The following is a 13,862-nucleotide window of genomic DNA, read 5'->3' as shown; positions in this document are numbered from 1 at the left end:
CGCCCGCAAACGAATTCGGCGACCGCACGGCCCTCACGGCCGCCAGCGGGGCGCCTCGTCGTCGGGGGTGTCCGGACTGCCGAAGTGGAAGGGCACGGCGAGGTGTTCGGCCAGGGCCCGGCCTGCCGCGGCGGCCGCCGCGGCCTCCGGGTGCAGCGCCCTCTCGTCCCGAGCGTCGCCCAGGTACCGCACGGCCGTCTCCCGGTAGATCGTGGCGAGACCGTGCTCGCCCGCGGGCTCGGCGGTGATCGCGAGGAGGATCACGAACCAGTCGTGGACGGTGTCGCCGTCCCAGATCGCCTCGATCGCGACCACCGGCCCCGGGCAGCCGGAGGCCCGCGCGGCCAGGGACTCCGGGTCGAGCGGGCTCAGCGGGGTGCGCGCGACCCGGTCGCCGTGGTGGAGATACCGCGCGTGGACCACCGCCTCCGCCTCGTGGAGGCCCAGACCACGGCCCCGGCAGGCCTCCCAGACGGTACGCACCGCGCGGAGCCGGGCGTCCTGGAGGACGTATCCGTCGACCTCCCCGCGGATGCCCTCCGGCAGCAGCGTCCACCACTCGGACGGCGTCGACTCGGTCATGCGGACCTCCCCCTGTTTCCCTGGCCCGTGAGGATACCCGCAGGTCCGGTGCGTGCGCGGAGGGGATCGAGCCCCGCTGCGGCGAGGGCGAAATCCCGTGGCGCGCAAGGCGGGTGGGCGTGATGATGGCCGGATGACCGAGCGCGCGCAGCCCGTGGATGCCCTGATCGTCGTCGACGTGCAGTCGGCCTTCGTCACCGGCGAAGGGGCCGTGCCCGCCGCCGAACGGCTCGTCGAGCGGACGACCGATCTGATCGCCCGGGCCCGGCGGGACGGGGCGTTCATCGCCCACCTGCAGAACGACGGGCCGCCCGGTGCCGAGGACGAACCGCACACGCCCGGCTGGGAACTCCACCACCCCGTGCGGCCCGGCCCCACCGAGGTGGTGATCCGCAAGCCCCACGACGACGGCTTCGAGGAGACCGCTCTCGGCCTGGTGCTCGGCGAGGCGGGGGTGCGGGCGGTCGCCGTCTGCGGCGTGATGTCGGAGATGTGCGTGCAGGCCACGGCCCGTACGGCCCTGGCGCTCGGCTATCGGGTCGTCGTCCCGCACGACGCCCACGCCACCCAGGACATCCCGGCGGCGCCGGGCATCGGCGAGGCCGTCCCGGCCGCGACGGTCTCCCGCGTCGCGGCGTACTCCCTCGGCAGCGACGCCGAGACCACCGTCCCGGCCGCCGAGGTCACGTTCACGGCCCCCGAGGCGCGCTGAGGCAGCGTCTCCTCCACGAAGGCGCGGGGCCCGTTGCCGGAGGCAGGAAGGCACCGTGCCCGTGCGGTTGCCCGGCTCCGCCCTAGTCGGCCGGTCTCCCCGCGGCGGACGCTGAGCGCGCATGCGTCCTCGACGAGTGGCAGGGGGGACCCCGGATGAGGCATGTGCCGTTCTTCCGCTGGGTGGCGACGCTCGGTCTGTTCCTGATGGGCTGCTCGTTCGCCCTGTACCGGGTCGTGCCGGACTCTGCCGGCGGCGCGCTCTTCGCGCTGGCCGACGGATTCGGGACGGGCGGGTTCCTCCTCGTCGCCGGTGGCCTCGCGGGCGGGGCCGTCCGCGCGCGGTCCCGGCCGCACGGCGTGCATCGGCGCCCCGGTCGGCCGGTGGAGCTGCTCAGGGATGTCGTCGCGCCGGTGACGCCCGGCCACCGTCGGACCGTCCGCCGGGCGGCCGCGCTGAGGGACACCGCGGCCCTCGTGGCCCGGGACTACCGGCAGGCCGTGGCGGCGGTCCGTACGGCCTGGGCCCCTTCGCACCGGGCCCTCGTGGACGCGGAGCTCGACCTGATGCCGGTCGCACGGCTCAGGCGGGTGGCCGGGAGGGCCTTCCCCGCGGGGGAGCTGGCCGAGCACGGCGTGCACACCGTGCGGGAGGTGCTCGACGCCCAGGAGTGGGGCCTCGAACACGCCGGGGTGGACCGGCGGGTCGCGGGGACGGCGGTCGCCGCCGCGCGAAGGCTCGCCGAGGAACGGGCCGGAGTCGTGACCGTACGGATCGACCCGGACCGACAGGAGCCGGGCATCGCGGCGGTGCTCTGTGCCCTCCGGGTCCTGGTCGAGGCCGGGCCGCGGGCGAAGGGCGCGGCGGAACGCGGCGAGACCCTGGCCGCACGCCTGGACAAGCTGCTCGCCGAGGCGGCGCCGGCCGTCCGGATCGGACCTCTGCTGACCGCGGGGCCGGGCCGGATCCGCCGCGCGAGGGCCGCCCTCGCCGAACTGCGCCGGCTGCTGGACCGGGCCGAACGGGACGGCCTCGCCCCATGGTTCGCGCAGGCGTCCGTCGACCTGCTGCGCGGACCGGACGCGGATCCCGCCGGACTGGCCGCGTCGGTCGACTTCGCGTCACGGCCGGAGAAGTACCACGCCCTTCTCGCGAAGTTCGCGGATCGAAGCCTCTCGTGGGCCGACTGACCGGCCTCCCGGTCGGGGCCCCCTCGGCGCCGCCCTCCGGCGACGTGGCCCGGCTGATCAGCGGCGGGCGACGCGAGCGGCCCCGTCGTCACCCCTTCCCGCGTCAGCCCTCGGGCTCCGGCTGGATGCCCGCGAGGAGGTTGAAGGCGCCGGTCAGGAGGTTGAGGGTGACCACGCCGACCACCTCGGCGATCACCCGGTCGCTCCAGCCGTGCGCCCGCACCTCGGCGACGTCCTCGTCGGAGAGCGCGCCCGGTTCGGCGAGGACCCGCAGCGCGAGGCCGATGAGAGCGGCCTCGCGCGGGTCGGTCGACGTGCCCTGACGGGCCAGCTCGATGTCGGTGTCGGTCAGTCCCGCCGCGCGGCCTGCCGCGCGGTGCGCCTCGCGGCAGGTGCCGCAGCCGATCCACTCCTGGACGGCGAGCGACAGCTTCTCGCTCAGGGCGCGCGGGATCTTCACCCGTTTCATGGCGCGCGACAGGCTGAGATAGCCGTCGAGCAGCGCGGGCGAGTGCGCCATCGTGGACACCATCTCGCCGACGGAACCGTGCCGTTCGACGATGTCGGTGAGCAGCTCGCGGGCACGCCCGGGGGCCTGCTCGGGGGCGAGCGCGGCCAGTCTTCTCGTCGTCATGGAACCCCTCCGGACAACTCGTTCTGTATACCCTCGGGGGGTATAACGCGGGAGGGTGGGGAGAGGTTCCCGTCGCCACCTGGGGCACGTGTGTCAGTGGGACGGCGTCAGTCGCGCGCCGCCGTCCCGGTGGATGTCGAGCCGGTCGGGGTCCGGGAACCGCGCCGGGTCCCGGTGCGCCGAGCCCAGGACGAGCAGACGGGAAACGGGTCCGCGCGATCGAGTCGCGCCGGATCGAACGCCTCCAAGGGCCCGGCTCCTCCCGGGGCCCGGCTCATGTCCCCGCCCCGCGCACCAGGTCCGCGAGCCGCCCGGGGTCGGTCGGCGGAGCCGTCCCGCGCCAGGCCACGTGACCGTCCGGCCGCACCAGGACGAACGGCCTCACGGGCGCGTGCCCAGAGCACCAGGGCGCGGGCCTCGTGCATCTGTGCATCATCTGGTCCGTCTTGAGTGACGGTAGGCGGAATTCGGTCGTCCGCAGGGCCGGGGAGGGCGTACTTGGAGCGTTCGTCACTTATCCGCGCGGGATCGCTCGCCTTTCCGGGCGGGTTCACGCGCTCCTGCCGCCCGCCCGGCGCCGGTCGACGGCTTCCGGAACGGCCTCGCGCCCTCGCCCGGTGGCCAGTTCACGACAGCGGGGACGGACCGCCCCGCACCCGGGCGAAGCGCCCCGGGGTGGTGCCCACGATCCGCTTGAACGAGCGGTTCAGATGCGGCTGGTCGTAGAAGCCGGTCGCGGCGGCCACCTCCACCGGCGGCTGCCCGTCGAGCAGTAGCCGCCGCGCCCGGTCGATCCGCCGGGCCGTCAGGTACTGGTGCGGCGCGATGCCGAAGGCCCCGCTGAACGCCCGTACGAGATGCGCCGGATGGGCGTGGAGCAGCAGGGCGGCCTCGTCCAGCGTCACGCCCTCCACGAGGCGCGCGTCCAGGAGCTCCCGCAGGCCGTGCGCCACCCCAGGATCGGCCGCACGCGCGGGCGTGAGCAGGCGCGGCCGCAGATGGCCGCGCAGGCGGTCGCCGATGAGGGCGAGACGGCTCTGCGCCTCCAGTTCGTCGCCCGGCTCCGCGAGCGCGGTGTGCAGCTGCCCGACGCGCCGCCGCAGCAGCGGGTCGACCAGATCGGGCGCGTCGACCGCGGGACCGATGAAGCTCTCGTCCAGCTGCGTCAGATCCAGGTACAGGACCCGCTTGCGGAAGCCGTCGGAGGTGGCGGGCGAGCCGTTGTGCGGAACCTGCGGCGGCAGCAGGGACACCGTGTCGCCGGGAGTGCCGCGCTCGTGCCGGTCGAGGTCGTAGCGGACCGCGCCGTCGTCCACGATGAGCAGCGTCCACACGTCGTGCACGTGCATCGGGTACGCGTGCTCGGTGAACCGGGCGTGGAAGACCTCCACAACACCCGGCACGCGCGGGCGCCACGCCGAGACCTCCTGACGGGCCGCCGTCCGGGCCACCATGCAAGAAATGTACAAGACCGCGCCGAGGGGCCGGCGGCAGTCTCGGAGCATGACGACGACCGACCACACCCCCGTACGTTTCGACACCAAGATCGCCGTGCTGCTGCGCGAGGACCTGGAGACCTGGCAGCGGCTGAACGTCACGGCGTTCCTGGTCAGCGGCCTCGGCACGGAGCTCCCCGAGGTGATCGGCGAACGGTACGCCGACGCGGACGACACCCCGTACCTGCCGATGTTCCGCCAGCCCGTCCTGGTCTTCGAGGGGACCAAGGAGACGCTGACCGCCGCCCACGGCCGGGCCCTCTCGCGCGGGCTGCCCCGCGCGGTCTTCACGACCGACCTCTTCACCACCGGCAACGACCGGGACAACCGTGCCGCGGTACGGGCCGTGGGCGCGGGACAGCTCGATCTGGCGGGGATCGCCGTGTACGGGCCGCGCAACGCCGTGGACAAGGTGCTCAAGGGCGCCAGGATGCATCCCTGAGCGGGACCTCAGCAGCCGCGGCCCCGTCACCCCCGCCGCGCGCCGCGCGGCATGCACGGCGCGGCCAGGCGGATGAACCCCGACATCCTCGTGCTCTGCCACGGCGGACCCATCGCCGAACCCGAGGACGCGCGCTACGTCCTGGAGCACACGACGGGCGTCGTCGGCTTCTTCGGGGCGATCGAACGTCTCCCCACGGAGCGGGCCATCACGGAACAGACCCGCGCCTTCAAGTCCCTCACCACCGGATGAGGCCGTTGTCGGTGGCGTGCCGTACAACTGGGAGCGGGGGCAGGAGCAGGACAGGGGGACGGTGGACATGGACGCTTTCGCGGACCTCGGGCGCGTCGACCGCGCGCCCTTCGTCGGCCGGAGCCGGGAGCTGGACCGGCTCGACGGCCTGGTGCGCGCCAGGACCGGCGGCGCGGGACCGGTGGCCGTGGACGTCACGGGCGAGCCGGGCATCGGCAAGACCCGCCTGCTCACGGAGTTCGCGGCGCGGGCGAGGCGGCGCAGGGCGACGGTCCTGCACGGCCGTGCGGGATCGGCCGCCGGGCACGGCACCCCGTTCCAGCCCTTCGTGGACGCCTTCGCCGACCTGGACCACCACGATCGCGCCACGGCCCCGGACCTTGCGGACCTGGCGGAGCTCGTCGAGCGCGCCGGAGTCGAGGGCGCCGGACACGTGCGGCGGATCGCGGTTGCGGTCGGGCGCGTGACGGCACCCGGCCTCGTGCTCCTGCTCGACGACCTCCAGGACGCGGACCCCGCCTCCGTCGCGCTCCTGGACCACCTCCTCCGGCACCCCCCGCGGTCGCCCGTCCTCCTCGTCCTGGCCCGGCGCGAGCGCCAGACCCCACCGGCCCTGGCCTCCGTCCTCACACGCGCCGGGGACACGGGCTCACTCGCGAGCCTGACGCCCACCCCGCTCACGCCCGGCGACTGCGCCGAGGGCCTCGGCCCCGGGCTTTCACCGGAGCAGGCGCGGGAGATCCACACCACCAGCCTCGGCAACCCGCTCTACTACCGGGCACTCGCGGCCGCCCGCACGTCCGGCACCGGCCCGGCGGCCACCCCGCTCACCGAACTCGCCGCGCTCGACCGGGAGGAGCGCTCGCTGGTCGAGGCCATCGCGGTACTCGGCACCCACGCGACGACCGAACTGCTCGCGGCCGTCGCCGGGGACGACGCCCCGAGCCCTTCCCAGGGGGAGGCCCTGGGGGAGTTGATGCGACGGGATCTCGTGCGGGGCGGGCCGGACGGGCGCGTCCTCGCGCTGCGGCATCCCGCGCTGCCCGAGCTGCTCCTCGGCGCGCTCGCCCCCTGGCGCCGCCGGGAGCTGCACCGGCGGGCCGCGGCCGCACTCGCCCGCGCCGGGGCTCCCGTGACCGAGCGTGCCCCGCACCTCGTCCGGGCCGCGACCGTCTGGGACCCGGCCACCGCCGCCGAGCTGGCCGAGGCCGCCGAGCGGATCGGGGCGGCCGACCCCGCCCGCGCCGCCGAGTGGCTGGGCGCCGTGCTCGACCTGCTGCCCGACACCACCGAACACCAAGGCGACCGACGCGAACTGACGCTCCGCCGGGCCCGCGCCCTGGGCTCGGCGGGACGCGTCGCGGAGAGCCGGGACATCCTCCACCACCTCATCGACGACACCCACGACCGAGAAGGGGGACCCGCGGACGCGGAGCTGCGGACCTCGGCCGTCCTGCTCTGCGCGTTCATGGAGCGCCACCTCGGCCGCTACCCCGAGGCGGACGCCCTGCTCCGCCGCGAACTGGAGCGGGACCCCGGCCCCCGGCCGGACCTGCGGACCCGGATCGTCGTCGAATGGGGCTGCCGCGCCCTGTTCGCCGCCCGTTACCCCGAACTCCGCGCCGTGGTCGCCGAGAACCTCCACGAGGCCCGGCGGCGCCGCGACGACGAGGGGACGGCCGAGCTGCTGACCCTGGCCGCCCTCGGCGAGGTGTACGAGGGCGAGACCGCCGCCGCCCGCGCGCACGCCGCCGGGGCCGCGGCCCTCACCGACTCCTTCACCGACGGCCGACTCGCCCACCACCCCGAGTCGTTGGTGCGCCTCGGCTGGAGCGAGGCCTTCCTTGAGCAGTACGGGACGGCCGAGCGGCACGCCACCCGGGGCATCGCGATGGCCCGCCGCGCCGGACGCCCCTTCGCCCTCTCGCAGCTCCTGCTCTGCTCGGCGTACGTCCACCTCCTGACCGGCAGGGTCGGCACCGCGCTCGACCTGGCCGAGGAGTCCCTCGCGGTGGCCCGCACCCTCGGCGGCGCCGAACTCATCGGGTTCAGCGGGGCGATGCGGGCCACCGTGCTCCTGCACGCCCGCCCGCTCGGCGACCCAGGAGCGCGGGCCGCGGCCGAGGAGGCGGCGGCGACCGTCGGGACCGCCGAGGGCTGGTGGGCCACCCAGGCCCGCTGCATGCTCGCCCACACCCTCCCGCTCGACCAGGACCCGCACCGGGTCCGTGAGGTGCTGGTGCGTGCGGGCGGCGACCGCGACCTCTCCGGGCTCCAGCCCTCCCTGCGCCCCGGCTATCTCGAAGTCCTCACGGCCGCGGCCCTCGCCGCCGGTGACCTTCCGGAGGCCGAGCGGGTCGCCCGCCGGGCCCTCGCGGAGGCCGAGCCGCTGGGCCTGTCCGTCCAGCGGGGTGCCGCGCGCCGCGCCTGGGGACGGGTCCTGGCCGGGCGGGGTGAACCGGCCGCCGCGGCCCGGGAGTTCACCGAAGCCGCGCGGGACGGCGCGCGCTCCGGGGCGGTCCTGCGCGAGGCCCACAGCCTGCTCCTCGCCGCCCCGCAGCTCCAGGCCTCGGGCGACGCGCCGCAGGCAGCGGCCCTCCGGCGCAGGGGCCGGCGGCTGGCCGCCGAGGCAGGCGCCCGCATGCTGGTGGACCTGGCCGACCGCACCCGCACCGCACCGCCCCGCGGCGACGCCACCGGAGGCCGGCTCGCCGTCCTCACCCCGCGCGAGCGGGAGATCTCGGCCCTGGTGGCCGAGGGGCTCACCAACCAGGCCGTGGCCGAACGGCTCTGCCTGAGTCCCCGCACGGTCGAGAGCCACGTCGCCCGGGTCTACCGCAAGACGGGCGTGGAGACCCGCGCCGGCCTGGCCTCGCTGGTCGTCAGGGACGAGACGCCGGCCCGTCAGTCCTTGCGGGGATAGCTGGCGGTCACCCGGCCCTCGGCGTCGGCCGTCAGATAGGCCACGCCGTAGGTGTCGGAGAGGTAGACGCTCAGCCCCGCCTCGCTCCCGAGGAGCGTCGAACCGGGGGTGAGGACGAGGTAGCGGCTCGTCGGCGCGTCGACGCCCAGCTCCTTGTCGGCGCGCTTCATCAGCGCCGGCAGCGCGTCCCACGCGAACGCGTCCAGGTCGGCCGGGACCGCGCCCGGGAAGGCGGTGCCGCCGGGCCCCTGCCGGACGGCCACGTCACCGCCCCGGTACACGTACCGGTCGTACCGCTTCGTGCTGCCCTTGACCAGCGATTCGGCCACCGCGTAGTCCGCGTACACGACGAACCCGGTGACCTTCGCCCCGCCCGAGGCCGCCTTGACGGCGGCCACGGCGGTCCGTACCCCGTCGGCCGTGAGCAGATCGAGCTTCTCGGGAGCCGCCGCCCCGGCGGGAGCCGACGATGTCACCGGCCGCCGCGAGGGAGGGGCGGCGCTCGGCCCGCTCCCCGGGTCGGCCGGCCGCCACTCCCCGCTCATGGCGGCCACGGGAACCCCGACGGCGAGCACGACCACGGCGACCGCCCCCAGGAACCGGGCCAGGCGCCCGCGCCGGCGCCGTCCGGCGACGGCGGGCGATACCGCCGCCACCGGTCCGGTGCTCGGCGGTGCGCCGTCCGCCGGCGTGACCGTCACCGCCGCCTGCGCCGCGCTCCCCGGTGCGGTGCTCGGCGGTGCGAGCCGGAACGAGGTGGTCCCTCCGCCCTCGGAGGCGGGCGCCGCCTCCTCGGCCACCGGCCCCTCCGCCCCGACCGCCGCCAGCGCGCGGTCGAGTTCCTCCGCGTCGGGACGGGCGGCCGGGTCCCGTACGAGCAGCCGGGTCAGCACGTCGGTCAGCGCACCGGCCCGCAGCGGAGCGGGCACGTCGTCGGAGAGGACGGCGGCGAGGGTGGCCAGGGTGTTCTCCCGGCGCAGCGGATGGTGGCCCTCCACCGCCACGTACAACAGCATGGCGAGCGACCAGAGGTCGGCGGCGGGGCCGCTCGTGCGGCCCCGGATCCGTTCGGGCGCCATGTAGTCCGGCGAGCCGATGATCGAACCCGAGGCCGTCAGCACGGTGGACTCGCGGATCGCCGCGATGCCGAAGTCGGTGAGCACCGGCCGTCCGTCCGGTCGCAGCAGGACGTTGGCGGGCTTCACGTCGCGGTGCTCGATGTCCCGCTCGTGGGCGGCGCGCAGGGCGGACAGCAGCTCACGGCCGAGCGCGGCGGCCTCGGCCGGGGTCATCGTGCCCCGATCCAGACGGTCCTGGAGGGAGCCGCCGGTGACCAGCTCCATCACGAGCCACGGGTAGGTGCCCTCGCCCGCGTCCACGATGTGATGGATCGTCACCACGTTGGGGTGGTCGATCCTCGCCAGGGCGCGCGCCTCGCGCAGCACGCGCGCCCGCAGGGTCCTGGCCCCCTCGACGTCGTGCTCGGCCATCGCGGGGTCCGGCGGACGCACCTCCTTGACCGCCACGTCACGGTGGAGGGCCAGGTCGCGGGCGCGCCACACCGTGCCCATCCCACCGCCGCCCAGCCGCTCCACCAGTTCGAAACGGCCGTCGATCACTCTGCTCACACGCACCCCTGTACTCGGGTCACACCCTGCTCCTCGGTGCGCCGACGGCCGCCCGGCCCGGTCCCGCCCACCTCGCCGTACACGTCCACCTGGTAGCGCCCGGGCGGCCCGTACGGCTCGGGCAGGGCGCGCAGCCAGGCCCGGGCACCGCCCGGCTCCCCGTCGCCGTCGCCCGGCCGCCCCCGCCCGGCCTCCCGCAGCGCCTCCTCCTCGACCGCCTCGGCGGCGGCCGCGCCCCACACCCTCCGTACCTGCCGGGCCCGGGCGCGCAGGGCGCTCGCCGCGGAGGCGTGGTCGTCGACCGACCGCCACAGGTCGGCCGCCCGCTCGTAGGCCCGGGCGGCCTTCTCCGGCGATCCGGCCGCGCCCAGGGCGTGCGCCGTCAGCCGGCTCAGGGCCGCGCCGTGGCGCCGGTCCCCCCACCGGCGGACCTCCGCCGCGGCCCGCGCGAACTCCCGTGCGGCCCGGGCGGGTTCGCCGAGACACAGCGCGCAGTACGCGAGCCAGGCCCTGGCCCGTACGCGCGCCGCCCCGTCGCCGTCCCCGGCACGCCCGGACAAGACCTCCGCCAGTACGGCGGTGGCCTCGCGCCAACGCCCCCGCTCCGCCCGCGCGATGCCGAGCGCGAGGCGCGCCAGGGTACTCAGCCGCCTGTCCCCGGCCGGCGCGTCGGCATGCCGGACGGCCTCCCCGAGAAGCGCCAGGACCTCCCCGTCCCCGGCGGGCTCCGCGGAGGCTCCGGCGAGCGTCCGCGCCAGGGCGAGGCAGAGCCGCGCCCGGTCGGCACCACGCGGGGGCGTGGCGCAGGCCGCCGGGCCGAGGGCGGCGCGGAGGACGGCGGTGGCCTCCCGGTGGGCGCCGGTGGCGCGGAGCACCCCCGCGAGCAGGAGCCCGCTCTCGGCCGCGGGCCGGAGCCCGCCACCGGCGTGGTGATCCGCCGCCGCGGACCGCAGCAGGCCGAGGGCGGCCACCGGATCGTCTGGGGCGGTGACACGGCCGAGCAGCGCCCGGGCCTCGGCGAGCACACCCAGGACGGCCGGTGCGGCCCGGTGCGGTGCGGCGAAGGCGGTCAGCCGTACGAGCTCCGCGCGCAGCGCGGCGGCCTCGGCGACCGGGTCGGGGCCGGTGTCGAGCAGGTCCGCGCGGGCCCGGCAGCGCAGCAGCAGCACCGTCGCGGTCTCGGCGGCGGTGGCCTGCCCGGCGGCGTGCAGGGCGGTCGCCCGCTCGCCCAGTACCGCGAGCCCGGCACAGACCGTCGCCCCCGGTTCCGGGCCCGTGAGCAGCGCCCGTGCCCGGGAGACCACGGCTTCGCCGCGCTGACCGGCCCGTTCGTGCAGGTCGGCGGCGCGGGAGAAGAGCGGGCCCGCCGCCGGCAGCGCCCGGCCCCGGCAGTCGAGCGCCGTCGCGTCCAGGGCGTGGGCGTGGTCACCGGGCGTGAGGGAGCCGCCCGCGCGCCGCAGCGCCGTCGCCGCCCGCTCCCAGGCGCCGCCGGCCGAGGGATGCCCGTCGGCGGTGAGCCGCCGGGCCCGCTGGAGCAGCTCGTGCGGGTCCTCGGGCTCGCCGCCGTCGCCGTGCCCCCGGTCGTACGGAGGCGCGCCGAGGCGGAACGCGTCGGGCGAGCGGCTGCTCATGCGGGCTGCTCCGGAGGGCAAGGGGGAAGGGGCGGGAGATCCGTACACACAGGTCGGACCGACTCTCGCACCCCCGCGCCGCCCCGCACATCCGTAGAACTACGGAACCCTCACCGGCGCCCGGCCCCGAGGCCGGTCCCGGAGCGAGCCCACCGGAGCGGGCCGGGACACGGGGCCGCCGCCCGCTCCGGGACACCGCCCCGTCCCGAACGGCCGCACTGCGGAGCGCCCGCCGTCAGCTCCTCGGCTAGGGTGATTCGGTAGGGATTGCGCCCCCTGGGGCCAGGCCGATGCGTAGGTCGATGCGTTGGAGACTCATCAGTCGTCGAGCAGGGTTCCGCAGCCGCCCCGGGCGGCCGTCGGGGACGCGGGTGTGCTCCGCGAGCTGCTGCCGATCGCCCTCTGGCGGGAGGATGCCGAGGGTCGCATCGTCGAGTGGTCCCTCGCCGCGCAGGACCTCCTCGGCCACCGCCCCGAGCACGTCCTCGGGAGGCTCGCGACCCCGCTCCTGGTCCCCGACGCGAACCGTGAGCTCGCCGACCGGCTCACCGATCGCGTCCAGGCGGGCGAGACCATGGTCGGCACGCTGCCCGTCCGCCACCGCGACGGCCACACCGTCGCCATGGAGATGTGGATCGTCCCGGCAACCGACCCGGACGGACGCCCGGGGGCGATGCTCATCGCCGTGGAGACCTCCGAGGTCCTGCGGATGCGGGAGAACCTGGCGGCGATGGAGAGCCTCTTCACCCAGTCGCCCATAGGGCTCGCCCTGCTCGGCCCCGACCTGCGCTTCCTGCGCGTCAACGACGCCCTCGCGCGGATGAACGGCGTGTCGGCCGCCCGGCACGTGGGCCTCCGGCTCACCGAGGTCGTGCCCGGCGTCAACGCCGCCTCGCTCGAGTCCCTGATGCGCCAGGTCCTGGAGAGCGGCACGGCCGTGGTGGACGCCCGCCGGGTCGGCCGTACCCCCGCCGACCCCGACCGCGACCACATCTGGTCCTGCTCCTACGCCCCGCTCGTCGACCGGGCCGAGCGCCGGCCGCTCGGGCTGATCGCCTCCCTCGTGGACATCACCGAGAGCCAGGAGGCGCACTCCGAGGTCGAGCGTGCCCGGCACCGCTTCGCCCTGCTCGCCGAGGCCGGGGCCAGGATCGGCACCACCCTGGACCTGAAGCAGACGGCCGAGGAGGCCGTCGCCTTCCTCGTGCCCCAGCTTGCCGACTCGGCCGACGTGCAGATGCTGGAGTCCGTCCTCGAACCCGACGATCCGGCGGCCTCCACCCGGGGTGTGCTGCGGCGCCTCGCGGCCCGCTTCCCCGACCCGACCGCACCCACGGCGCTCCTCGCCCCGGGCCAGACCTTCCAGATCCCCCTCGACTCCGTGTACGAGCAGGTGGTCGTCCACGGACGCCCCACGAACCTCTACACCTCCGACATCCCGAAGCTCTTCACCGATCCGCGCACCGAGTCGCTCCGCACCTACTTCGCCACCCGCATCGGCTCGGCCCGGCTCGTCCCCCTGGTGGCCCGGGGGCAGGTGCTCGGGGCGATCACGGTGACCCGACTCCGTACCCGTGAGCCCTTCGACGCGCAGGACTGCGTCCTCATCGACGAGGTCGTCGCCCGCGCCGCCCTCAACATCGACAACGCCCGGCTCTACACCACCCAGCGGGAGGCCGCCCTCACCCTCCAGCGCAGCCTCACCAACAGCGAGCTCCCCGACGTCACCGGCCTCGAACTCACCGGCCGCTACCTCCCCGCGAGCTCCCACGACGTCGGCGGCGACTGGTTCGACGTCATCGCGCTGCCCGGCGGCCGGACGGGCCTCGTCATCGGCGACGTCATGGGCCACGGCATCCACGCGGCCGCCGTCATGGGCCAACTTCGCACCGCCGTACGGACCCTGGCCCGCCACGACATCGCGCCGGCCCGCATGCTGCGTTCCCTCGACGCCGTCGTGGCCGACCTCGGCGAGGACGAGATGGCCACCTGCGTGTACGCGGTGCACGACCCGGCCGACGGACGCTGGGTCATCGCCCGGGCGGGCCATCCGCCGCCGGCCGTCGCCACCCCGGACGGCGCCATCACCTTCCTCGACGGACCGCCCGGGACGCCGCTCGGCACCGGAGCCCACGACTTCGGCGCGGAGGAGGTAGTCCTGCCGGAGGGCGGACTCCTCGTCCTCTACACGGACGGTCTCATCGAGGCCCGCGACCGGGACCTCGACCAGGGCATGCGGCAGCTCGCCGAGGCGCTCCGGCCGCTGGACCGGCCCCTGGACACCCTGTGCGACGAGGTCATCGGGCGGCTCCTGCCGGGAGCCGCCCAGGACGACGTGGCGATGCTCCTGGCCCGTACGACCCGTTGAACCC

The 13,862-nt window shown here is 76.1% G+C and carries 12 protein-coding genes; 6 read left to right on the top strand and 6 right to left on the bottom strand.

Annotated elements, in window-relative coordinates; translation table 11 throughout:
• Positions 1–33: 33 nt before the first annotated feature.
• Complete coding sequence (locus AB5J54_RS06005) at positions 34–582, bottom strand: hypothetical protein (protein WP_369142850.1); 549 nt, start codon at positions 580–582, stop codon at positions 34–36.
• Positions 583–715: 133 nt separating this feature from the next.
• Here AB5J54_RS06005 and AB5J54_RS06000 point away from each other — a divergent pair, with 133 nt between their 5' ends.
• Together AB5J54_RS06000 and AB5J54_RS05995 are read left to right on the top strand one after the other, a co-directional pair.
• Complete coding sequence (locus tag AB5J54_RS06000) at positions 716–1,294, top strand: isochorismatase family protein (RefSeq protein WP_369142849.1); 579 nt, start codon at positions 716–718, stop codon at positions 1,292–1,294.
• A gap of 155 nt (positions 1,295–1,449) precedes the next feature.
• Positions 1,450–2,484, top strand: a complete 1,035-nt coding sequence (locus tag AB5J54_RS05995) for a hypothetical protein (protein ID WP_369142848.1) — start codon at positions 1,450–1,452, stop codon at positions 2,482–2,484.
• Between the two features lie 103 nt (positions 2,485–2,587).
• On the opposite strand, the gene AB5J54_RS05990 is transcribed toward AB5J54_RS05995, so the two are convergent.
• From AB5J54_RS05990 to AB5J54_RS05980, 3 genes are all read right to left on the bottom strand, one after another.
• Positions 2,588–3,118, bottom strand: a complete 531-nt coding sequence (locus AB5J54_RS05990; protein ID WP_369142847.1) for a carboxymuconolactone decarboxylase family protein — start codon at positions 3,116–3,118, stop codon at positions 2,588–2,590.
• Positions 3,119–3,392: 274 nt separating this feature from the next.
• The gene (locus AB5J54_RS05985) at positions 3,393–3,551 is read right to left on the bottom strand and encodes a hypothetical protein (RefSeq protein ID WP_369142846.1); all 159 of its coding nucleotides are present in this window, start codon (positions 3,549–3,551) and stop codon (positions 3,393–3,395) included.
• A gap of 193 nt (positions 3,552–3,744) precedes the next feature.
• On the bottom strand, positions 3,745–4,572 hold the full coding sequence (locus AB5J54_RS05980) for an AraC family transcriptional regulator (protein ID WP_369142845.1): 828 nt from the start codon (positions 4,570–4,572) through the stop codon (positions 3,745–3,747).
• Positions 4,573–4,621: 49 nt separating this feature from the next.
• On the opposite strand from AB5J54_RS05980, the gene AB5J54_RS05975 reads away from it, so the two are divergent.
• From AB5J54_RS05975 to AB5J54_RS05965, 3 genes are all read left to right on the top strand, one after another.
• Complete coding sequence (locus tag AB5J54_RS05975; protein ID WP_369142844.1) at positions 4,622–5,056, top strand: DUF2000 family protein; 435 nt, start codon at positions 4,622–4,624, stop codon at positions 5,054–5,056.
• 51 nt (positions 5,057–5,107) lie between these two features.
• On the top strand, positions 5,108–5,308 hold the full coding sequence (locus AB5J54_RS05970; RefSeq protein ID WP_369142843.1) for a phosphoenolpyruvate hydrolase family protein: 201 nt from the start codon (positions 5,108–5,110) through the stop codon (positions 5,306–5,308).
• A 67-nt stretch (positions 5,309–5,375) separates the two neighbouring features.
• Entirely contained in the window at positions 5,376–8,231 is a 2,856-nt protein-coding gene (locus AB5J54_RS05965) for an AAA family ATPase (RefSeq protein ID WP_369142842.1), read from the top strand.
• Here AB5J54_RS05965 and AB5J54_RS05960 read toward each other — a convergent pair.
• Together AB5J54_RS05960 and AB5J54_RS05955 are read right to left on the bottom strand one after the other, a co-directional pair.
• Positions 8,213–9,859: a protein kinase gene (locus AB5J54_RS05960; protein WP_369142841.1), complete on the bottom strand. Its 1,647-nt coding sequence runs from the start codon at positions 9,857–9,859 to the stop codon at positions 8,213–8,215. The two genes, AB5J54_RS05965 and AB5J54_RS05960, sit on opposite strands and share 19 nt — an antisense overlap.
• Entirely contained in the window at positions 9,856–11,490 is a 1,635-nt protein-coding gene (locus tag AB5J54_RS05955) for a hypothetical protein (RefSeq protein WP_369142840.1), read from the bottom strand. The genes AB5J54_RS05960 and AB5J54_RS05955 overlap by 4 nt, the downstream gene beginning before the upstream one ends.
• A gap of 307 nt (positions 11,491–11,797) precedes the next feature.
• Here AB5J54_RS05955 and AB5J54_RS05950 point away from each other — a divergent pair, with 307 nt between their 5' ends.
• The gene (locus AB5J54_RS05950) at positions 11,798–13,858 is read left to right on the top strand and encodes a SpoIIE family protein phosphatase (protein ID WP_369142839.1); all 2,061 of its coding nucleotides are present in this window, start codon (positions 11,798–11,800) and stop codon (positions 13,856–13,858) included.
• Positions 13,859–13,862: the final 4 nt, after the last annotated feature.

The sequence above is a fragment of the Streptomyces sp. R44 genome, assembly GCF_041053105.1.
Classification (GTDB): domain Bacteria; phylum Actinomycetota; class Actinomycetes; order Streptomycetales; family Streptomycetaceae; genus Streptomyces.
This window is presented reverse-complemented; position numbering and strand designations above follow the sequence as displayed.

Excerpts from the sequence above, each read along its gene's own strand:
- AB5J54_RS06005 (WP_369142850.1), bottom strand. The coding sequence starts at position 582 with ATGACCGAGTCGACGCCGTCCGAGTGGTGGACGCTGCTGCCGGAGGGC.
- AB5J54_RS06000 (WP_369142849.1), top strand. The coding sequence starts at position 716 with ATGACCGAGCGCGCGCAGCCCGTGGATGCCCTGATCGTCGTCGACGTG.
- AB5J54_RS05995 (WP_369142848.1), top strand. The coding sequence starts at position 1,450 with ATGAGGCATGTGCCGTTCTTCCGCTGGGTGGCGACGCTCGGTCTGTTC.
- AB5J54_RS05990 (WP_369142847.1), bottom strand. The coding sequence starts at position 3,118 with ATGACGACGAGAAGACTGGCCGCGCTCGCCCCCGAGCAGGCCCCCGGG.
- AB5J54_RS05985 (WP_369142846.1), bottom strand. The coding sequence starts at position 3,551 with ATGCACAGATGCACGAGGCCCGCGCCCTGGTGCTCTGGGCACGCGCCC.
- AB5J54_RS05980 (WP_369142845.1), bottom strand. The coding sequence starts at position 4,572 with ATGGTGGCCCGGACGGCGGCCCGTCAGGAGGTCTCGGCGTGGCGCCCG.
- AB5J54_RS05975 (WP_369142844.1), top strand. The coding sequence starts at position 4,622 with ATGACGACGACCGACCACACCCCCGTACGTTTCGACACCAAGATCGCC.
- AB5J54_RS05970 (WP_369142843.1), top strand. The coding sequence starts at position 5,108 with ATGCACGGCGCGGCCAGGCGGATGAACCCCGACATCCTCGTGCTCTGC.
- AB5J54_RS05965 (WP_369142842.1), top strand. The coding sequence starts at position 5,376 with ATGGACGCTTTCGCGGACCTCGGGCGCGTCGACCGCGCGCCCTTCGTC.
- AB5J54_RS05955 (WP_369142840.1), bottom strand. The coding sequence starts at position 11,490 with ATGAGCAGCCGCTCGCCCGACGCGTTCCGCCTCGGCGCGCCTCCGTAC.